Source organism: Staphylococcus sp. EG-SA-14 (genome assembly GCF_017151935.1).
Classification (GTDB): domain Bacteria; phylum Bacillota; class Bacilli; order Staphylococcales; family Staphylococcaceae; genus Staphylococcus; species Staphylococcus aureus.
In genome coordinates, this window is record NZ_JACVZM010000028.1 from 1 (window position 1) to 19,365 (window position 19,365).

General features: G+C 31.6%; 21 protein-coding genes and 1 pseudogene. 8 read left to right on the forward strand and 14 right to left on the reverse strand.

All coding sequences use genetic code 11. The features are described 5' to 3' along the window. From IDG63_RS12880 to fakB1, 3 genes and pseudogenes are all read right to left on the reverse strand, one after another. Positions 1-113: pseudogene (locus IDG63_RS12880) on the reverse strand (ComF family protein); the annotation flags it as partial. Next, entirely contained in the window at positions 106-1,188 is a 1,083-nt protein-coding gene (locus IDG63_RS12885) for an ATP-dependent helicase ComFA (protein WP_001641371.1), read from the reverse strand. The gene IDG63_RS12885 and the pseudogene IDG63_RS12880, both read right to left, overlap by 8 nt. Positions 1,189-1,551: 363 nt before the next feature. After that, positions 1,552-2,418, reverse strand: coding sequence for a fatty acid kinase binding subunit FakB1 (gene fakB1 / locus IDG63_RS12890; protein WP_000686344.1), 867 nt, complete (start codon positions 2,416-2,418; stop codon positions 1,552-1,554). 143 nt (positions 2,419-2,561) lie between these two features. On the opposite strand from fakB1, the gene IDG63_RS12895 reads away from it, so the two are divergent. Then, on the forward strand, positions 2,562-3,203 hold the full coding sequence (locus tag IDG63_RS12895; RefSeq protein ID WP_000192949.1) for a YigZ family protein: 642 nt from the start codon (positions 2,562-2,564) through the stop codon (positions 3,201-3,203). 171 nt (positions 3,204-3,374) lie between these two features. Here the strand turns inward: IDG63_RS12895 and IDG63_RS12900 are convergent, their stop codons facing one another. Next, a complete protein-coding gene (locus tag IDG63_RS12900) occupies positions 3,375-4,430 on the reverse strand; it encodes a glycosyltransferase family 4 protein (RefSeq protein WP_000258151.1) in 1,056 nt (351 codons plus the stop codon). 317 nt (positions 4,431-4,747) lie between these two features. Between IDG63_RS12900 and gdpS the strand changes: the two genes are divergently transcribed. The 4 genes from gdpS (at position 4,748) to pepT (ending at position 8,527) form a co-directional block, all read left to right on the forward strand. Next, a complete protein-coding gene (gene gdpS, locus IDG63_RS12905; protein ID WP_000460983.1) occupies positions 4,748-5,818 on the forward strand; it encodes a GGDEF domain-containing protein GdpS in 1,071 nt (356 codons plus the stop codon). Between the two features lie 195 nt (positions 5,819-6,013). Beyond that, positions 6,014-6,775 carry a threonine/serine exporter family protein gene (locus IDG63_RS12910; RefSeq protein WP_001113406.1) on the forward strand — a complete coding sequence of 254 codons (762 nt, stop codon included), beginning with the start codon at positions 6,014-6,016 and terminating at the stop codon, positions 6,773-6,775. Between the two features lie 17 nt (positions 6,776-6,792). Next, the gene (locus IDG63_RS12915) at positions 6,793-7,287 is read left to right on the forward strand and encodes a threonine/serine exporter family protein (protein WP_000899890.1); all 495 of its coding nucleotides are present in this window, start codon (positions 6,793-6,795) and stop codon (positions 7,285-7,287) included. Between the two features lie 13 nt (positions 7,288-7,300). Beyond that, positions 7,301-8,527, forward strand: coding sequence for a peptidase T (gene pepT / locus IDG63_RS12920; protein WP_000795826.1), 1,227 nt, complete (start codon positions 7,301-7,303; stop codon positions 8,525-8,527). A 188-nt stretch (positions 8,528-8,715) separates the two neighbouring features. Here pepT and IDG63_RS12925 read toward each other — a convergent pair whose 3' ends face one another. The 3 genes from IDG63_RS12925 to IDG63_RS12935 all read right to left on the reverse strand — a co-directional run bounded on the left by IDG63_RS12925 (position 8,716) and on the right by IDG63_RS12935 (position 11,616). After that, positions 8,716-9,840: a glycerate kinase gene (locus IDG63_RS12925; RefSeq protein ID WP_000866742.1), complete on the reverse strand. Its 1,125-nt coding sequence runs from the start codon at positions 9,838-9,840 to the stop codon at positions 8,716-8,718. A gap of 423 nt (positions 9,841-10,263) precedes the next feature. Continuing rightward, the gene (ytxJ, locus tag IDG63_RS12930; protein WP_000985617.1) at positions 10,264-10,584 is read right to left on the reverse strand and encodes a bacillithiol system redox-active protein YtxJ; all 321 of its coding nucleotides are present in this window, start codon (positions 10,582-10,584) and stop codon (positions 10,264-10,266) included. A gap of 153 nt (positions 10,585-10,737) precedes the next feature. After that, positions 10,738-11,616: an EMYY motif lipoprotein gene (locus IDG63_RS12935; RefSeq protein WP_000724896.1), complete on the reverse strand. Its 879-nt coding sequence runs from the start codon at positions 11,614-11,616 to the stop codon at positions 10,738-10,740. A gap of 119 nt (positions 11,617-11,735) precedes the next feature. Between IDG63_RS12935 and IDG63_RS12940 the strand changes: the two genes are divergently transcribed. The 3 genes from IDG63_RS12940 (at position 11,736) to IDG63_RS12950 (ending at position 13,636) form a co-directional block, all read left to right on the forward strand. After that, positions 11,736-12,254 (forward strand): GrpB family protein, encoded by a 519-nt coding sequence (locus IDG63_RS12940; protein ID WP_000287207.1) that lies wholly within the window; start codon positions 11,736-11,738, stop codon positions 12,252-12,254. A 126-nt stretch (positions 12,255-12,380) separates the two neighbouring features. Further along, positions 12,381-13,304 carry a UDP-N-acetylmuramate dehydrogenase gene (gene murB / locus IDG63_RS12945; RefSeq protein WP_000608440.1) on the forward strand — a complete coding sequence of 308 codons (924 nt, stop codon included), beginning with the start codon at positions 12,381-12,383 and terminating at the stop codon, positions 13,302-13,304. 17 nt (positions 13,305-13,321) lie between these two features. Next, the gene (locus IDG63_RS12950) at positions 13,322-13,636 is read left to right on the forward strand and encodes a CHY zinc finger protein (RefSeq protein ID WP_001127269.1); all 315 of its coding nucleotides are present in this window, start codon (positions 13,322-13,324) and stop codon (positions 13,634-13,636) included. A 316-nt stretch (positions 13,637-13,952) separates the two neighbouring features. Here IDG63_RS12950 and IDG63_RS12955 read toward each other — a convergent pair whose 3' ends face one another. The 7 genes from IDG63_RS12955 to nrdF all read right to left on the reverse strand — a co-directional run bounded on the left by IDG63_RS12955 (position 13,953) and on the right by nrdF (position 19,339). After that, positions 13,953-14,981, reverse strand: coding sequence for a ferrated catecholamine ABC transporter substrate-binding lipoprotein SstD (locus IDG63_RS12955; RefSeq protein ID WP_000754448.1), 1,029 nt, complete (start codon positions 14,979-14,981; stop codon positions 13,953-13,955). A 118-nt stretch (positions 14,982-15,099) separates the two neighbouring features. Beyond that, positions 15,100-15,861 (reverse strand): iron ABC transporter ATP-binding protein, encoded by a 762-nt coding sequence (locus IDG63_RS12960; protein ID WP_000616842.1) that lies wholly within the window; start codon positions 15,859-15,861, stop codon positions 15,100-15,102. Then, a complete protein-coding gene (locus IDG63_RS12965; protein ID WP_001245577.1) occupies positions 15,858-16,814 on the reverse strand; it encodes an iron chelate uptake ABC transporter family permease subunit in 957 nt (318 codons plus the stop codon). The genes IDG63_RS12960 and IDG63_RS12965 overlap by 4 nt, the downstream gene beginning before the upstream one ends. After that, positions 16,801-17,772 carry an ABC transporter permease gene (locus IDG63_RS12970; RefSeq protein WP_000876318.1) on the reverse strand — a complete coding sequence of 324 codons (972 nt, stop codon included), beginning with the start codon at positions 17,770-17,772 and terminating at the stop codon, positions 16,801-16,803. Before IDG63_RS12970 ends, IDG63_RS12965 begins: the two co-directional genes overlap by 14 nt. 38 nt (positions 17,773-17,810) lie before the next feature. Then, positions 17,811-17,966 (reverse strand): hypothetical protein, encoded by a 156-nt coding sequence (locus IDG63_RS12975; RefSeq protein ID WP_000499195.1) that lies wholly within the window; start codon positions 17,964-17,966, stop codon positions 17,811-17,813. A gap of 122 nt (positions 17,967-18,088) precedes the next feature. Continuing rightward, positions 18,089-18,235: a hypothetical protein gene (locus IDG63_RS12980; protein ID WP_001788372.1), complete on the reverse strand. Its 147-nt coding sequence runs from the start codon at positions 18,233-18,235 to the stop codon at positions 18,089-18,091. 132 nt (positions 18,236-18,367) lie between these two features. After that, positions 18,368-19,339, reverse strand: coding sequence for a class 1b ribonucleoside-diphosphate reductase subunit beta (gene nrdF / locus IDG63_RS12985; protein ID WP_000562498.1), 972 nt, complete (start codon positions 19,337-19,339; stop codon positions 18,368-18,370). Positions 19,340-19,365: the final 26 nt, after the last annotated feature.

Consider the following 19,365-nt stretch of genomic DNA (forward strand, 5'->3'; position numbering starts at 1 on the left):
ATATTGTCCCAATTCTCTTTGCATCTGTCACATAATCTATTAGGTTTCTTGAACAAATTATAAATGGTTATATTTTCATATAACTTAGCACCACAACTCAAACAATTATTCATCAATCCAACCTCTTTTTAATGCTAATTTGTTCATCCTTTGAATCTCTTTTTTAGCTTGAATCATATTCATACTTACTCCTTCATGGAAAAACAATACTTTTCCAGTAGGACATTCTAATTTTCGTCCAACACGTCCAGCAATTTGTATTAAAGCCTCTTGAGTATATTGATGTGCATCGATAACAACAACATCCAAATTTGCCATTGTAAATCCACGTTCTAATATTGTCGTAGTAAAAATGACATCGAAATGTCCATTCCTTAATTGTTCAACTTTTTCAAAGCGAAAAACATCCTCGCTATGGACGTATGTTAATTTAGTAATTTTCTGCTTATAAACCGAAAATGTTTTAATCATTGTTTCTATATTGTTAAAAAACACCAGTGTATAACGTTGATTATTAATTTGATCTTGTAAAATTCGGTATAACATTTTCTGAATCTTCTTATTATTAAGTTTGAAATAACGATATTTAGGAACTGGAAGTGATTTTTTATGAAAGCGAGCTGGCAATTTAATTATATTTTCGTGGGGAATCTCTGACAGAAGTTGTTTCGGTGGTGTTGCTGTCATATAAATTGTTGCATGTTCAACTTTAGAAGATGACTTCAATGCTTGTTGTAAATTTTTATCCATTGATAAAGGAAAGGCATCGACTTCATCAATAAAAATAGTATCAAAGTGCTGTTTGAATCGGTAAAGTTGATGCACTGTGCATACAACAAAATGCCCTTCAAATTGTTGTCTTGATTGCTGGTGTAGTATGTCTATATCTTCATTAAGAAATGCGTCTTTAATACGTTTACTAATTTCTACAACAACATCTACACGCGGTGACACAATAGCTATATTATCTCCCTGTATTCTTGCATATTGAATGCCTTGAAACATCATTTCTGTCTTACCTGCACCTGTTACGGCATATAACAAAATCGTTTGTCTCATTCTAATGGCTCGAACAATATGTTCTGAGGCATAAGACTGCTGTTCCGACATTTCAAATGAGAGATGATAATATGCTTGTGATGAACTTTGCGAACTCTCTGTTATTTTATATCTTGTTACATTATCCATTCGACCCAGTGATATACAATTTCTGCAATATACAATTTTCTTGGAATGTACTGAGGAAGCATACTGATAAAAATGCTTTGGATTTGTACTTTCACATTGAACACAATAAAAGTTTGAATTTTGTTTGATGACACCTGTTACTTCTTTTTTTATTTTTTCATTAGTAAGTGAAGTATGAGGATGAATTAATTTCCCGTAATGTTTAATGCTTAAAACCTCATTTCAACGTAAAAAAGAGCCTAATATTATAATGATTTTCTTATATCTTTAGCATTTTGACTTTCAAATGATGAACATTTAAAGCCATGTATACGAGAGATAATTTCCAATTACAATATAGACTCTTTTATTAAAATTTTATAATTATGTTAATCTTATTTTTCTGCCAACATAGCCTAAACCTAATCCACCAGAACCTAAATGTGCTGCAACAACTGGACCAAACTCAGAGTATGCTACTTGATAACCTGAAGGACAATCTTCTTGTAACTTTTTGTATAACGCTTGACCATCTTCAAAATGATCTCCATTTATGACAAATAAAGTTACTTCTTCAAAGTCTTTTACAATATCTAATACTTTCTTTTCTAATGTTTGAATGGCACGCTTTTTAGTACGAACTTTTTCTTCTGGTATAATCTTGCCATCTTCAAACTTAAGAACTGGCTTCATTTTCAATAATGTTCCAACCCATGCTTGAGCACCAGTAATTCGACCACTTTTTTGTAAATTCTTTAAGTCATCAACAATTAAATATGCACCTGTGTGCTCACGCATATTAGTTAAATCATCAATAATTTGCTGTGGTTCGTATCCTTCTTCAACCATTTCAATAGCACGTAATACATAACATCCTTCAATCATTGCTGCAAGCTTACTATCAAATGCATGTACATTAACACCTTCAACCATTTCCCCTGCTTGATAACTAGATTGATAACTTCCACTAATCCCACTGGATAAGCAAATGACAATGATATCTGTGTAACCCTGATCTCTTAGCATTTCATATTTAGTAATCCATTCGCCAATTGCTGGTTGGCTTGTTGTCGGAATCGTTTGAGACGATGCCATTTTATTATAAAATTCTTCAATTGCTATTTCATTACTTTCTGTAAAGTTCTTTCCATCATCAAAAGTCACACTTAATGGCGCTATTTGAATATTATATTTATCGATTAAGTCCTGCGACAGATAACTTGTAGAATCGGTCATCACAGCAATTTTCATAGTCGTCCTCCTAAAATATACTCATAGCAATGATACAATATTTCAGTTAAAAAGAAAATGGCAATCAAACGATTTATAGTCATGTCATTTTCAGTGTATAATGAAGATTAAATAATCTTAAGCTTATGAATTAAGGAGTTATTATGACACAAAATATCATTACTGTTAAAAAAGAACACATTATTGAAAATGTGATTAGTAAATCAAGATTCATTGCTCATATCAAACCTGTTCAAAATGAAGATGAAGCTAAAGCATTTATTGCTGCAATAAAAAAAGAACATAAAGATGCCACTCATAATTGTTCTGCATATACTATTGGACCTGAAATGAATATTCAAAAAGCGAATGATGACGGTGAACCGACAGGAACTGCCGGTGTCCCAATGTTAGACATATTAAAAAAGCTCGATGTTCATAATGCGTGTGTCGTAGTAACAAGATATTTTGGTGGTATTAAATTAGGTGGTGGCGGTTTAATTCGCGCCTATAGCGGTGCTGTTAGAGACGTCATTTATGATGTCGGACGTGTCGAACTACGAGAAGCAGTACCATGTATAGTAACACTGAATTATGATCAAACTGGTAAATTTGAATATGAATTAGCTTCAACTCATTTTATGTTAAGAAACCAAACTTACACTGATAAGGTAAGCTACTATATCGATGTCGTTAAAAGTGACTATGAAGCGTTTATTAACTTTTTAAATCAAATGACTGCAGGAAATTTCGATTTGACTGAAGAAACTCCAAAGCAGTTACCTTTCGATATACCAACTGAATAAAAATAAAAAGCACTATCATAAGACGGTAAATATCAATTGCGTATTATTAAACGACAATTGAAGTACACGTTTATGGCAGTGCTTTTTTATATTTGAAATTTAATACATAAAAAATTGCAAAGAGTAAAGCCATATAATACAAATTATCCCATACAGCTATGCTTTCATTCCCTATTCCTCTTTGTGTGACGATTTCCGACTAATTAAATTTAATATTGGTCGGTAGTTGTTATCTATTAATCCTGTAAATTCAACAATTAATTCAATACTAAATATGATTAATACAAACATTAATACAACACCTAATGGTGGCGATACATACAAAATAATGCTCGAAAGACTAAATAAAATAGAGATTGAATAGATTAATAATACTGTTTGTCTATGTGTGTAGCCTAAAGCTAATAGTTTATGATGCAAATGCGATTTATCAGCTTGCATTATATGCTGCCCTTTTTTCACACGTCGAATCATTGCGAACAAAGTATCAATGAATGGAACTGCTAAGATAACAATTGGGAAGAACAATGCAATAATTGTAATATTTTTGAATCCGAGTAAAGAAAGGAATCCGATGATAAATCCAATCATTAAAGCCCCACTATCACCTAAAAATATTTTGGCAGGATGGAAATTGTAAAATAAAAACCCAATTAAAGAGCCTAATAAAACACAACAAATCATCGTTATGAAAATATTAGCTTGTAAAATTGCAATGAATCCTATTGTAATGAGTCCGATTGCAGAAACACCCGACGCCAAACCATCGAGTCCATCAATTAAGTTAATTGCATTTGTAATAGCAACAATCCAAATCACAGTAATTGGAATACTAAGAAATCCAAAATGAATCGTTGTACCCATTGGCAACGAAATAAAATCAATAGTCACACCATAAAAAGCAACTACTAAGGCAGCGGCAATTTGACCAGCCAATTTTATATACGGTTTCAAATCGTAGATATCATCTACAAGCCCAAGTACGTACATAATAATCGCACCAATAATAAGTGGTTTGATTTCTGTTTCAATAGGATGACCAATCCAAATACCTATTAAAAATGAAAAGAGAATCACTGTACCACCCATAACTGAAATAGGTTTAGTGTGTACTTTTCTAAAATTTGGTTTATCAACTAAATTTAATCTTTTCGATATTGCAATAACAATTGGTGTTATCGTCAAACTGACAATCATTGTTACTGCAACTAGTAATAATGTAACCATTTATTCACCTTCATCGATATTAATTGTTTTTAACGTTATATTTATTTAATATTGTCTTTATAGAATGATATATCTATTTTCTACGTATATCTTATAGCTTTATTATAAATTAATTCGCTCAATCAATGATATCATATTTACAACTATACGATTCATTTCTTATATATCGCCTATTATTCATTTTTTCATCATATCATTTAAGGCAACATTTTAACATCAAAGTCTATATCATACATTAATTTTATATGTAAACTAATGACAAATTGTAAGTTTTCACTTACAATAGCTAGTGGTCAATTAAAGGAGTCGATTCAGACATGTTCGAAGCATTTATATACAATATATCTGTTATAGTCGCTGGAATCTATTTATTCCATCGCTTACAGTATTCAGAAAACAAACGTATGGTTTTTTCTAAGGCTTATGTCACTGTTTTAATGACAATCGTATCATTATTATTATCTGTCTACCCTATCCCTTATCGTGAAGATTATTTAATTCACTTAACATTCGTTCCTTTATTGTTTTTAGGTAGATTTACAAATATGGTCTATACATTATCTGCCACAGTAATTGTAGCAATTGTTGAAATTGTAGTATTTAACAACTCGATTATGTACGGTGTTACGTTGATTGTTATTGCTGCAGTAACAAGTGCTATTGGACCATTTTTAAAACAAAATGATGTGCTATCATTATTAATACTTAATGTTGTTACAATAATCATTTTATTTGGTGTCGCGTTAGTGAGTCCTATTTACACACTATCGGAAGTTATCATTTTAATACCAATTTCATTAATTATCACTTTAGCTTCAGCGATAACATTTGTCGATATTTGGCATTTCTTCTCACTCGTAAATCGTTATGAAAACGAAGATAAATATGATTACTTAACAGGCTTAGGTAATGTAAAAGAATTTGATAGACATTTAAATGAAATTTCACGAAAAGCTGAAAAAGAACATCAAAGTATCGCATTATTATTAATCGATATCGATGGATTTAAAGATGTCAATGATACCTACTCACACAAATCAGGTGATGCTGTATTAAAACAAATGTCTCAATTACTTAAAAACTATGTGCCGAATCAATTTAAAATTTTTAGAAATGGTGGCGAAGAGTTCTCAGTTGTCATTCACAATTATTCACTTGATCAAAGTGTTAAATTAGCTGAAAATATTCGTTCGGGTGTTGAAAAATCATCATTCCATTTACCAAACAAAGAAGTTATTAAATTGTCAGTGTCTATCGGTGTTGGTTATTTAACAGATGACGATCCAAAATCACAGCGTAAAGTGTTTAAAGATGCAGACGATATGGTGCATGTAGCCAAAAATCAAGGGCGAAACAAAGTAATGTTTAACCCTATTATCAATTTATAACAACGACAAAACTGTTAATCCTTTGCTATTATTAAATCATAGTATAATAGCAAAGATTAACAGTTTTTCTTATTTAAATTTGAACCATACAAGTTCATCATACTAACACAAAGTCTCACTATTGAAAGTTGCAACAACAAGTTGTAAACTTCAATTGTTCAAATAAATAACACATATCATTGGAGGTGAATTGATATGCCAGATTCAATCACAATTATAGATGAAAACAAAGTGATTGATGTTGTATTAATTGCAGGTAGAATTTTACTTGAATCAGGTGCTGAAACATATCGAGTTGAAGATACAATGAACCGTATCGCACACAGTTATGGTCTTCATAATACATATAGTTTTGTCAGTTCAACTGCAATTATTTTTTCATTAAACGATCGAACAAGTACAAGATTAATTCGTGTACAAGAGCGTACAACAGATTTAGAGAAAATCGCTTTAACGAATAGTCTTTCACGTAAAATATCAAATAAAGAACTCACAATTGATGAAGCTAAATCTGAATTTATTCATTTACAGCATGCATCATTACAATATTCTTTTTTAACGAATTTCTTTGCAGCTGCCATTGCATGTGGCTTCTTCCTATTTATGTTTGGTGGTGTCGCATCAGATTGTTGGATTGCAGTCATTGCTGGTGGATCCGCATTTTTAACATTCAGCTTTGTGCAACGCTATATACAAATTAAATTTTTCTCAGAGTTTGTTGCAGCTGCTGTGGTCATATCCATTGCAGCCACATTTACTAAATTAGGCATTGCAACCAATCAAGATATCATTACTATAGCCAGTGTCATGCCACTTGTCCCTGGTATATTAATTACCAATGCCATTCGAGATTTATTAGCGGGTGAATTACTTGCAGGTATGTCTCGCGGTGTTGAAGCTGCATTAACAGCATTCGCAATCGGTGCTGGTGTCGCAATCGTTTTATTAATCATTTAAGGAAGGACTGTTAAAGCATGCTATTTTATTTATTTCATTTTACAATCAGCTTTATATCAACAGTACTTTTCTCTATCATTTTCAATGCACCTAAACGCCTCTTAGTAGCATGTGGATTTGTAGGTGCCATTGCATGGACGATTTACCAATTAACGGTAGATTTAGAGTTTGGAAAAGTTGGCGCTTCATTTTTGGGAAGCTTAATTTTAGGCTTAATGAGTCATACTATGAGTCGCAGATATAAACGACCGGTAATTATATTCATAGTGCCAGGCATTATACCATTAGTACCTGGTGGTGCAGCTTATCAAGCGACTCGTTTTTTAGTATCGAATGATTATACAAGTGCTGTAAATACATTTTTAGAAGTTACACTGATTTCAGGTGCGATTGCTTTCGGTATATTAGTTTCTGAAATTCTATATTACCTATACACACGTATCAAACAACTGTATGGTAAAATCAAAGGTAAGACATATAAAAAATCTTACAACATGAATAATAGAGTTTAAGGGGTCGAATATAATGAAGAACCAATTGATAGATAGATTAACAAGATATACAACAATTGATACGCAATCTGATCCAAAATCTACAACAACACCTTCAACTGAAAAGCAATGGGATTTGTTACATTTATTAGAAAAAGAATTACAACAATTAGGATTGCCAACTGATTTAGATGAAAATGGCTACTTATTTGCTACATTAGAAAGTAACATCGATGTCGACGTCCCAACAGTTGGATTTTTGGCGCATGTTGATACATCACCTGATTTCAATGCTTCAAATGTTAAACCGCAAATTATTGAAAACTATGATGGTAAGCCATACAAACTAGGCAATACTAAACGTGTCTTAGATCCTAAAGTATTTCCAGAACTTAACAGTTTAGTTGGTCATACATTAATGGTAACTGATGGTACATCGTTACTAGGTGCAGACGATAAAGCGGGTATTGTGGAAATTATGGAAGCTATTTGTTATTTACAAGAACATCCAGAAATTAAACATGGTACCATTCGCATTGGATTTACACCAGACGAAGAAATCGGTCGTGGTCCACATAAATTTGATGTTGACCGCTTCAATGCTGATTTTGCTTATACTATGGATGGTAGTCAATATGGAGAATTACAATATGAAAGCTTTAACGCTGCTGAAGCGGTTATTACATGCCACGGTGTAAATGTTCATCCTGGTTCAGCTAAAAATGCAATGGTAAACGCAATACGTTTAGGTGAACAATTCGATAGTTTGCTACCTGATAGTGAAGTTCCGGAGCGAACAGAAGGATACGAAGGCTTTTATCACTTAATGAACTTTGAAGGAACTGTTGAAAAAGCAACTTTGCAATACATTATTCGTGATCATGATAAAAAACAATTCGAATTGCGTAAGAAACGTATTTTAGAAATACGTGACGATATCAATGCCCATTTTGAAAATTATCCAGTTAAAGTTGATATATCGGATCAATATTTCAATATGGCAGAAAAAATATTACCATTGCCTCATATTATTGATATACCTAAACGTGTCTTTGCCAAATTAGATATTCCAGCAAACACTGAACCTATTCGTGGTGGTACAGATGGTTCACAATTGTCATTTATGGGGTTACCAACTCCAAACATCTTTACAGGTTGCGGTAACTTCCACGGCCCATATGAATATGCATCCATTGATGTTATGGAAAAAGCAGTACAAGTAATCATTGGAATTGTAGAAGATATCGCTGAAAATCACTAAAAACCAACGATTATATACTAGTTCAACTCAGGCTTAATTAATATATAAAAATCACGCTAACATTCAGTGCAATGATAGCGTGATTTTTTATATTTTCTACGTATACTTTCGATCTTCTAATTCGTTTTGCTAACCATCATAAATGTTATTAACCATCATGACAGCATCACCAATTTAGTCCTTCTTTACTAAACCTCAACATTAAAATGTGTTTTCAACAGTTTTAAAGACTGAACCGTATAATGCCTAATTTGTAACCCCATTTTAAAGTCAGTATAAGTTTCTGGCATATCGATAAATGTATTAAACATTGCTGTAACCCCTTGTGATTCAAATAAATCAAACTTTTCAGCAGTTGCACAAATTGCAATGGCAACCTTTTGATGTTTATGACAAAGTTCTGCAATACGCAATGTTGTCGTTTCTAGCAACTGATCATTTTCATTTAACCCTTCTCCAAAAATAATTAAATCCGCTTGTTCAACTAAATTTTCTAAATGTGTTAGTTGGTCTACTAATGCATGACTGGTTAATATTTCAGCTTGATACAGTCCATTCAAGACTGCTGCAATTCCACCACCAGCACCACCACGTTCAACTGGACCAATTGCAATTTTCAATTCACTTTTAAATAACTCACTAAAATACCAAATTAAATTATCGATTTCTGCTGCTTGATTATGATTCAACTGATGCGCATCATAAGTTTGCATGATTTCACTTTGCTTACCATATAATCGACTTGAAAAATCCGACATTACTTGAATTCTTGCTGTTTCCATTTTAGGGTGTAAGTTCGACATATCCATACGACGAATATATTTAATTACACCAGCACCTTGTCTCATATCTACGACACGCCCTTCGTCATCATAGAATTGAGCACCTAATGCTTGTAACATACCTGCACCAGCATCAAAACTATCAATCCCACCTAGTGAAATTACAACATGTTTTGCGTCATTATCTAATGCATGTTTAATCATTTCTCCTAAACCATAACTTGTTCGTTCAACAATTGGTTTTTTACCTTTTAAAAATAAATTCCCCTCGATAACGGTCATCCCTGTATCAGTTTGTCCGTAAACACCTTCAACTTCATTCATATCTGCATCATGTACTGGTATACGATACTTTTGCCCAGATTGCCATAAAAATACAGAATCTAATAATTCATGTCTTCCATTAAACAATGGTACTTGAACTACATCTGCAGTTTCAATTTGGCTTGCAACTGCCTCTTCAACATATCTATTAGCTTGATAACTCGAAATAATTCCATGAAACTCATCCATGGCTACTAATACTTTCATAACCTTGACCACCTTACTTTATTATTTGTTGTGATACGTTTTTTATTCATAAAAGATTAATCTTAAATTTTAGATTTTATCTCGTGATTATATGCGAACATTTAACATGACATGATTATTAATTATTCCAGTAAATAACAGTATGCTTCTTTTGGTTTAGCATATATTTCCTATTAAACTAACTTACAAATCATGTTTAAATTTTCTTATTGGATTCGTCGTTTTACAAAATATTTTCAATAAAAATACTCGAATACATTATACATATGTTTGTAAAAAAGTACTAACTTAACTGCTTCTAAAGGTGACATAAAATAAAAGGTCAGAACATCATTATAGCCAAACTACTCTGATTCACACGAATTTAAGTTGTGCTATTCACGTCTAGTAGTGTAAGGCAAAATGTTCCAACCTATAGTTTCATTATTCTTCTGCTTGTGCTAATGACGACACATTGATATCACCGTGGTCTCGATTCCAAACCATTTCACCATTTACAAAATAAAATGCTTGAGGTGATTCATGTTTAACGTTCGTTTTTTTAGCAATATAATCTGACAAATCGCGTTCTTGTTGGACAATCAAATAATAACCGTCCATATCGCGTTCATATAAAAATTTATTAAATTGATCGTACGCATTTGCCGATATTGGACAAGTTTCACTATGTTTTAATACAAAAACATATTTATTTTCCTCAATAACCTGTTCAAATTGGTCAATTGAACTTAGCTTTATAGCCACTCTATTCACCTCTAAAAATATTTATCACATTTAAATAGCATCTGCGTGACATTTTTATACATATAGTTAATATCAATGTTTACCATTATACACATAGTAAGTTGACATGTTAACCATAAATTCAAAATTTTTAACTTTGAAAAATGATTATAGTTATTTTTCTTCTAATTTTTCAAGCTTTTTTTCAAAGGCTTTATCGCCGTGAGTTATATCTATACCCTTTTTCGGCAACTTATCTACATCGACTTTTGATAACTTCTCACTAACCTTTATTGTTTCAATACGTGTATTATAATAGTTCTGCAGACTGTAATACATTTCTATTGCGTTTTTCCTTGCATTATTAACATGCTTATCACTAATATTAGTTTGGTTAATATCGGTAATTTGTTTTTCAATCATTGGCATAATGTGATTTTTAATCGCGCCTTTTACTTCGTTTTCTTTACTATCATCTAGGTTCTTCTTCGCAGTATCTCTTAACGCTTTATTATTATGTTCTAATTTTGTCGTAAGATTAGTTGCTTCACTTTTATTATCAGCTAATTTAATTTCTGATTCAACTTTGTATCTATTTTTTTCAAATTGTTTCGTATAATCTAAAATGTCTTCGTTATACTTGATAGATTGATTACATAAACCTATGAATTTTTTTAATTGATATATCGCATCCTTCTTCTCATTTGCAAGCGTCATATATTCTTTTTTTAATTTCTTAACTTTCATTGTATCATCAGGCAAATTTTTTGCTGACTTATAATATGCTTCAAATTTAGGTATGAGATGGTTTTTAACATCTTCTTGTAGTGCCTTAAATTCTTTACTATTTTTATCGGTTGTATCAGTTTTACTTAGATGATCAATTTCTTTCAAATGTATATTATCCATGACATGTTGTAATTCTTTTTGTTTTTGCTCAACATCTTTAAATTGCTTAGTAAATTGATGTTGTGCCTCTTTTTCTTTATTACCACAAGCACTTATTACTACTAATAAAATCGCTAAAACAGCGATAATAACAATTTTTTTCATGATTGCACTCCTTAACAGATTCATTATACAAAAACATGTTTATTATGAAAATGAATTATGTTATAGTATTCCAGACTTTATCGTGATTAAATTAATTTTCAATATCAAAGGAGTTTATCATGTATTCAAATGTTCAACCATTCATTAATAGTGATTTAACTAATTGTTTTCAATCACAATACACTGAAATTGAATCATTATTATTCAACCTCTTAGACAGCCCAGTAAAATATACAAAACATATTGGCGGTACGCATCATTTTAAATATTCAACAGAGCCAATTTTAGATATTTTAGTAGGTGTAGAAAATTTGCATGATATTACATCCTTAGATGAAAAACGCTTAAATTATGTAGGGTTTTATCGTTTGCATCATAAATATACTAAGAAAGTTATGATGGCGAAGTTTAACAATTTTCATGAACTAAAACAACAGGTGCGTCTACATATCATTCAAATGAATACCCAAACATTTGAATCTTATCTTGCACTTGATTACCTCTTATCAACTAATGATGATATTGCTTTGCAATTCAATACAAAAAAGCACCAAATATTGCAACATAGCTTAACAATTAGACAATATGAGATGCAAAAGCAACAATACTTTGAAAAACTATGTAAAAAATACTTATAACGACAATAATGCCGTATTTTATAATTATACTAATTCTAATACTTTCTTTTCAATTTTCGCAAATGAATTTTAAAATTGGTATAATACTATATGATATTAAAGACATGAGAAAGGATGTACTGAGAAGTGATAAATAAAGACATCTATCAAGCTTTACAACAACTTATCCCAAATGAAAAAATTAAAGTTGATGAACCTTTAAAACGATACACTTATACTAAAACAGGTGGTAATGCCGACTTTTACATTACCCCTACTAAAAATGAAGAAGTACAAGCAGTTGTTAAATATGCCTATCAAAATGAGATTCCTGTTACATATTTAGGAAATGGCTCAAATATTATTATCCGTGAAGGTGGTATTCGCGGCATTGTAATTAGTTTATTATCACTAGATCATATCGAAGTATCTGATGATGCGATAATAGCCGGTAGCGGCGCTGCAATTATTGATGTCTCACGTGTTGCTCGTGATTACGCACTTACTGGCCTTGAATTTGCATGTGGTATTCCAGGTTCAATTGGTGGTGCAGTGTATATGAATGCTGGCGCTTATGGTGGCGAAGTTAAAGATTGTATAGACTATGCGCTTTGCGTAAACGAACAAGGCTCGTTAATTAAACTTACAACAAAAGAATTAGAGTTAGATTATCGTAATAGCATTATTCAAAAAGAACACTTAGTTGTATTAGAAGCTGCATTTACTTTAGCTCCTGGTAAAATGACTGAAATACAAGCTAAAATGGATGATTTAACAGAACGTAGAGAATCTAAACAACCTTTAGAGTATCCTTCATGTGGTAGTGTATTCCAAAGACCGCCTGGTCATTTTGCAGGTAAATTGATACAAGATTCTAATTTGCAAGGTCACCGTATTGGCGGCGTTGAAGTTTCAACCAAACACGCTGGTTTTATGGTAAATGTAGACAATGGTACTGCTACAGATTATGAAAACCTTATTCATTATGTACAAAAGACCGTCAAAGAAAAATTTGGCATTGAATTAAATCGTGAAGTTCGCATTATTGGTGAACATCCAAAGGAATCGTAAGTTAAGGAGCTTTGTCTATGCCTAAAGTTTATGGTTCATTAATCGATACTGAAACACGCTGTCGCCATTATTTTACCGAAGAAGATATTATTGCTATTAAATTTAAATGTTGTAATAAATACTATCCATGCTATAAGTGCCATAATGAGTTTGAAAAGCACGCCATTAAGCGTTGGTCTGAGCCTTCATTTAACGAAAAAGCAATCTTATGCGGTGTATGCAAACACGAATTAACAATCAATGAATATATGATGGTAGAGCGTTGTCCAAATTGCCAATCTCGGTTTAACAATCGCTGTAAATATCACTATCATATTTATTTTGAAATTTAAACAACATAGTCAAAACATTATAGGGAGTGGGACAGACATGATAAAGCACCACTTCTATAGAATTCCTTTTTGAAATTCTCTATGTTTGGGCCCCGCCAACTTGCATTGTCAGTAGAAATTGAAAATCAAATTTCTCTATGTTTGGAGCCCACTGGTATTGAAATGAACTTGTTACAAGTACATGTTCATTCAACCAACGACTGACAACAAAACATTTTAGAGTCTAGGACATTGATTGACGTCCCAGATTTCCTTTTTTAAAGAAAAGAGGGGAGCAATGATTAAGACCTTTAACCATTGTTCCCCTCTTTTAAAATTATTTTACAACTTTATCAAGTTCCTCAATTTGTTTAATTGTAGTTGTAGTTGATCCAGCTGCAAAGTACCATAATTTAGGATCTAAATTATATACTTTGTCTTCTTTAATTGCTTTAACATTTTTTAATACAGGATTATTTAATGCTTGTTTCGCAGTTGATTTACCACTTATCGCTTGACCTCTATCCATCGCTAAAATAACATCTGGATTTTCTTTATTAACATATTCGTTAGAAACATTTTGTCCATGATTGCTATTACTTACTTTTTTATCAACTGCATTGAATCCTAATGTATCGTAAACTAATCCACCAAAACGACCTTTAGGTCCAAATGTTGATAATTCACCTTCGTTAACTAGTAAATACATAACAGTTTTATTGAAGTTTTTCGTTTTATCTTTCATTGAAGCAATTTTGTTATCTAAATCTTTATTTAATTCTTTAGCTTTATCTTCTTTATCGTAAATTTTACCGATATTTTCAGTGTTTTGTTTCATTGAACCAATTAAGTTCTTTTCATCTGCACCAACATAAACAATTTTCGCTTTAGGTGCAGCTTTTTTGAATTCATCTAAATTCTTTTGATTAGCTGTACGTCCAGAGATAAAGATTACTTCGGGTTTCGTCGCAGCAATTTTATCAAAATTCACTTCTTTTAAATTACCAACGTTTGTATATTTATCATCTTTAAATGTTTCTAAGAAATTCGGTAATGACTTACCGCCTTCCCCTTTAGGTAATGCTTTTACTTTATCTGATAAGCCCATTTCTTTCATTACATCTAATGCGCCATAGTCTAACACAACTGCATTTTTAGGATTTTTTGGTACTTCAACAGTTTCTTTAACTTTTTTAGCGTCACTACCATCTTTTTTCTCGCCACGCATTTTATAGTTATTTTCAATTTTTACTGTATCTTTAGAACCTTTAGTTTCTGATTTTGATTGTTCTTTATCAGAATTGTTACCGCATGCCGCTAATAAAAACATTACTGCTAATACTAAATATAAGACTGTTTTCTTCATAATATAATATTCTCCTCTTTTGGCTTAATCTGTGTGCTTGATGTGAAATATAAATAAATGCTTTACGTTTAACCCTTCTTTAATTGGCGCATCACCCCTTTAAAGTGTCTCCAAATTATCAATCCTTAAAATATAAACAAATCCTTTGATTTCTTATATGTTCAATTTGAATATTCATGTCATATAAATCACTTAAAACACTACTTTGAATGACATTATCTTTCAAATCTGACTTAACTAGTTGTCCGTTTTTCAATGCTACAATCTGATCTGAATAACAGGACGCAAAGTTAATATCATGTAACACAATGACAATCGCTTTATTCATTTTATGCGCTAACATTTTTAACGTTTGCATAATTTGAACAGCATGCTTCATATCTAAATTATTTAATGGTTCATCTAGCAAAATATATTCAGTATCTTGTGCTATTGTCATTGCAATGTATGCACGCTGACGTTGTCCACCAGATAATGACTTAATATTACGATTTCTGATATCTTGTAGTTGCAACAAATCTAGCGCATCATTGACAATATCATGATCCTCTTTCGTCAAACGACCTTTAGAATAAGGGAATCGTCCAAAGTTTACCAACTGCTCTACCGTAATATTCATTTCAGTATGGTTTGTTTGTTTTAATATAGATATTTTTTTCGACAAGTCATTATTTTTATAATCAGACATGAGCTGTCCATCTATTTTCACTTCACCGTTCTCAAAACGAATTAACCTACATATCGCTGAAAGTAAAGTACTCTTACCCGCACCATTAGGTCCAATTAAAGAAGTCAATTTACCTTTTTCGATATCTATGCTAATATCTTCCAATATCATTTGATTATTTATAGTTTTAGTTAAATTTTCAACTTGAATCATTGCGCATTTCTCCTTCTAACTAATAGATAAATGAAATAACTTCCACCAATCAAATCAATAAGTATACTCATTTCTGTCGTAGCTTCAAACACATTTTCAACTACCCATTGCGCACTAAATAAACTAATCCAACTCAAGCAAATTGTCGCAATTAAAATATACTTATGTTCATACGTCTTCATTAGTTCATGCGCTAGATTTACAGTTAATAAACCTAAAAATGTAATTGGTCCTACTAATGCAGTTGACACAGAAACTAAAACTGAGACTATTACAAGTAGAATTCGCGTTAATTTTTCATACGATATCCCAAGATTAATTGCTTCAGCACGACCTAAAAGCAATACATCTAAATAAGGCAATAGTAAAATTGTAATGACTAATAAGATTACTAATAGCACTGCTGAGAAAGTAACTAAATTCGAATTAGAAGCATTAAAATTAGCAAACATACTACTTTGTATTGCTAAAAATGACTCAGGATCCATAATCAGTTGAATAAAACCTGTTATGCTTCTAAAAAATGTTCCTAAAAGGACACCAATAAGTAAGATAAAATAAATTGAAAAATGTCCGATTTTAAAGATACCTTGGAATAGGATTAGTGCGAATAACACCATCGTTATAAGTGTTAATATAAAGTTCAAATATACATTAGTAACCCATACCGATTGAATTCCAAATAAAAAGACTGGCAATACTTTGATAAATAAATAAACTGCATCTAACCCCATTATTGATGGTGTCAATAGACGGTTATTTGTAATCGCTTGAAAAATCACCACTGAAGTTGCAATGGCAGCACCTACTAAAATAATTAATATGAACTTTCTTAAACGACTTGAAAATTGATATTCAAATATTTCAAAATCAATACCTACAAATAAGTACAGCATACTAATTAATAACGTTACTGCAATTAAAAGCATTATTTTTTTATTATTGTTGCGCATAATTTTTCCTACCTTTCATAAGCAAGATAAGGAAAATGATTGTTCCAAATACACCTATTGTTAAACCAATATTTATTTCATATGGATAAACAACAATTCTGCCAACTATATCAGAAAATAATACAAAGATGGCACCTAACATCATCGTATGAGGGATAGCATTTTTCAAATGATCACCTCGATAAATTGAAATAATATTTGGTATTACTAGTCCTAAGAACGGTAATGTTCCAACAGTCACCACTACCAATGCTGTAATAGTTGCAGTAATAAACAATGCGATGTTAATTAATTTTTCGTAACTCAAACCTAAATTATTAGTAAAGTCTTTACCCATTCCTACAATCGTGAAATGATTAGCAAAAAGATATGTCAATGCTAAAAGAGGAATACTTAAATATAAAATTTCATAGCGTCCGCTTGTGATAATGGCAAAGTTCCCGTTAAGCCAGTTACCAATGCTTTGAACAGCATTCGTGCGCAATGAGATGAAGGTTGTGAAACTTGCAACAATCCCACCCATCATAATTCCTAGAAGCGGTACAAAAATGACATCTTTCACTTTTATAAAATCAATGATTTTAACAAATAAAAACGTACCGCAAATACTGCAAATAACAGCAAATACTAGTTTTAATAAAATATGACCGGTTGGAAAGAACAATAAAGCAATTAAAATACCTAGTTTAGCCCATTCCATCGTTCCAGCTGTAGTCGGACTAACAAACTTATTTTGCATCATTTGTTGCATTATCAAGCCTGCTAAAGCCAACGAACTTCCAGCAATTAAAATACTCATCGTCCTTGGTATTCGGCTTGAGAATAAAATATTCCGCTGTGACTCAGTTAAATGTAGTAAATCTTTAATTGATAGTTCACTCACACCTATGAACAACGAAATAATTGTCAACAATATTAGTAATAGAAGCAAAATATTTCCCTTTAATAAATACTTCATTACAAATTTTTCTCCCTTTAAATTAATGATAATCATTATCATTGATAATATTTCTCATTAATAGTAGCGTTTTTTGACCATAATTTCAATAGCCTTTCAAATAATTTAGTGTCAATTTTATTGATATTTGCAATTAAACTGAAATTTAATTTTTCGGAATGTGTATTTTGTTTGCTTAAAGTAAAATAGAACACTTAAGATTTTGATGTCTGGGAATAGTGGAAATGATAAAAACTACTAATGATTGATTATGTAGTGGTTCTTAACATTAGCCTCAGCTAATGTGTACTTAAAAATAGGAATACATGAGTAAAACTCATGTGGAAGTGATAATTTCTAAAGGAAAAAGTTTTTCTTTGTGTTGGGGCCCCGCCCCAACTTGCACATTATTGTTAGCTGACTTTCCGCCTGCTTCTGTGTTGGGGCCCCGCCAACTACTGCCAATATAAATAATTTTGTACATCTTAGAGCATTGATTTCTTACTCAGACTCATAATGAGTTAGATACACATAAAAAAAGACCTTCAACATGTAGGAGACAAGACGAAACGAATCGCTATTTCCCTTTACATGTGAAGGTCTTTTAATTTAATTGTTATTTGTTGTCAAATACAAAGTCATCATCTTGTAATGCTTCTACGTTTAATGCTAATACATAACCATCACCTTTTACTGAGAAGAAGTCATGGTTTTTAGTTGTTGTATCTAAGGCATTCTCAATGATTGGGTTAAATTCACGTTCCTCAAAATAAGGTTCAAAGCCTAAGTTTGAAAGTGCTTTGTTTCCATTATATTTAACATAGTTTAGCACATCTTCAGTGATTCCAAGATCATCGTATAACATTTTTGTGTATGACTCTTCATTTAAATACAAGTCATTTAGCAATTTATACATTTCTTGATCTGCTTTTTGTTTCTCACTTTCAGATAGTTCATTTCGTAAATGCTGTGCATCTAAACCGGTAAATACACCATGAATAGATTCATCTAAAAGAATTTTACGAATGATTTCACCTGATGTCGTCATTTTCCCTTGACCAGCAAGATATAGTGGATAATAGAAACCTGAGAAGAATAAGAATGTTTCTAAAAATACACTCGTAACTCTGGCCATATATTGGTCGTATATCGAAGCTTCTTTACCCCAAAGTTTGTGATAATTAGCAACAATTTTATCAGATTTATATTTTAAATGGGGTTCCTCTAAAACCCATTCATCTAATAGGTAGTTTGTTTCACTAGATGGTAATAGTGTTGTGAAAATATGTGAATAGCTTTTCGCGTGTATTTGCTCCATCATCGCCATAAATGAATAAACTGCTTTTTTCCTTAAGTCAGTCGTATGTAGCATAACTAAAGGCATGCCATCATCTGCTTGATGTGTATCTAAGCCTGTTAAACCAGCTAATGCTTTTTTAAATGTGTCTTGTTCAGCTTCAGATAAAGTCTTCCAACTTGCAATGTCTTTTGATACTTTAAATTCTGTTTCAACCCACATTTGAGATATATTTTGTCTCCAAAACATATTCGTCATATCTTCTTGTGTGTTCCAATTAACAGCTATCATGAATATAATTTCCTCCTGTAATGTTA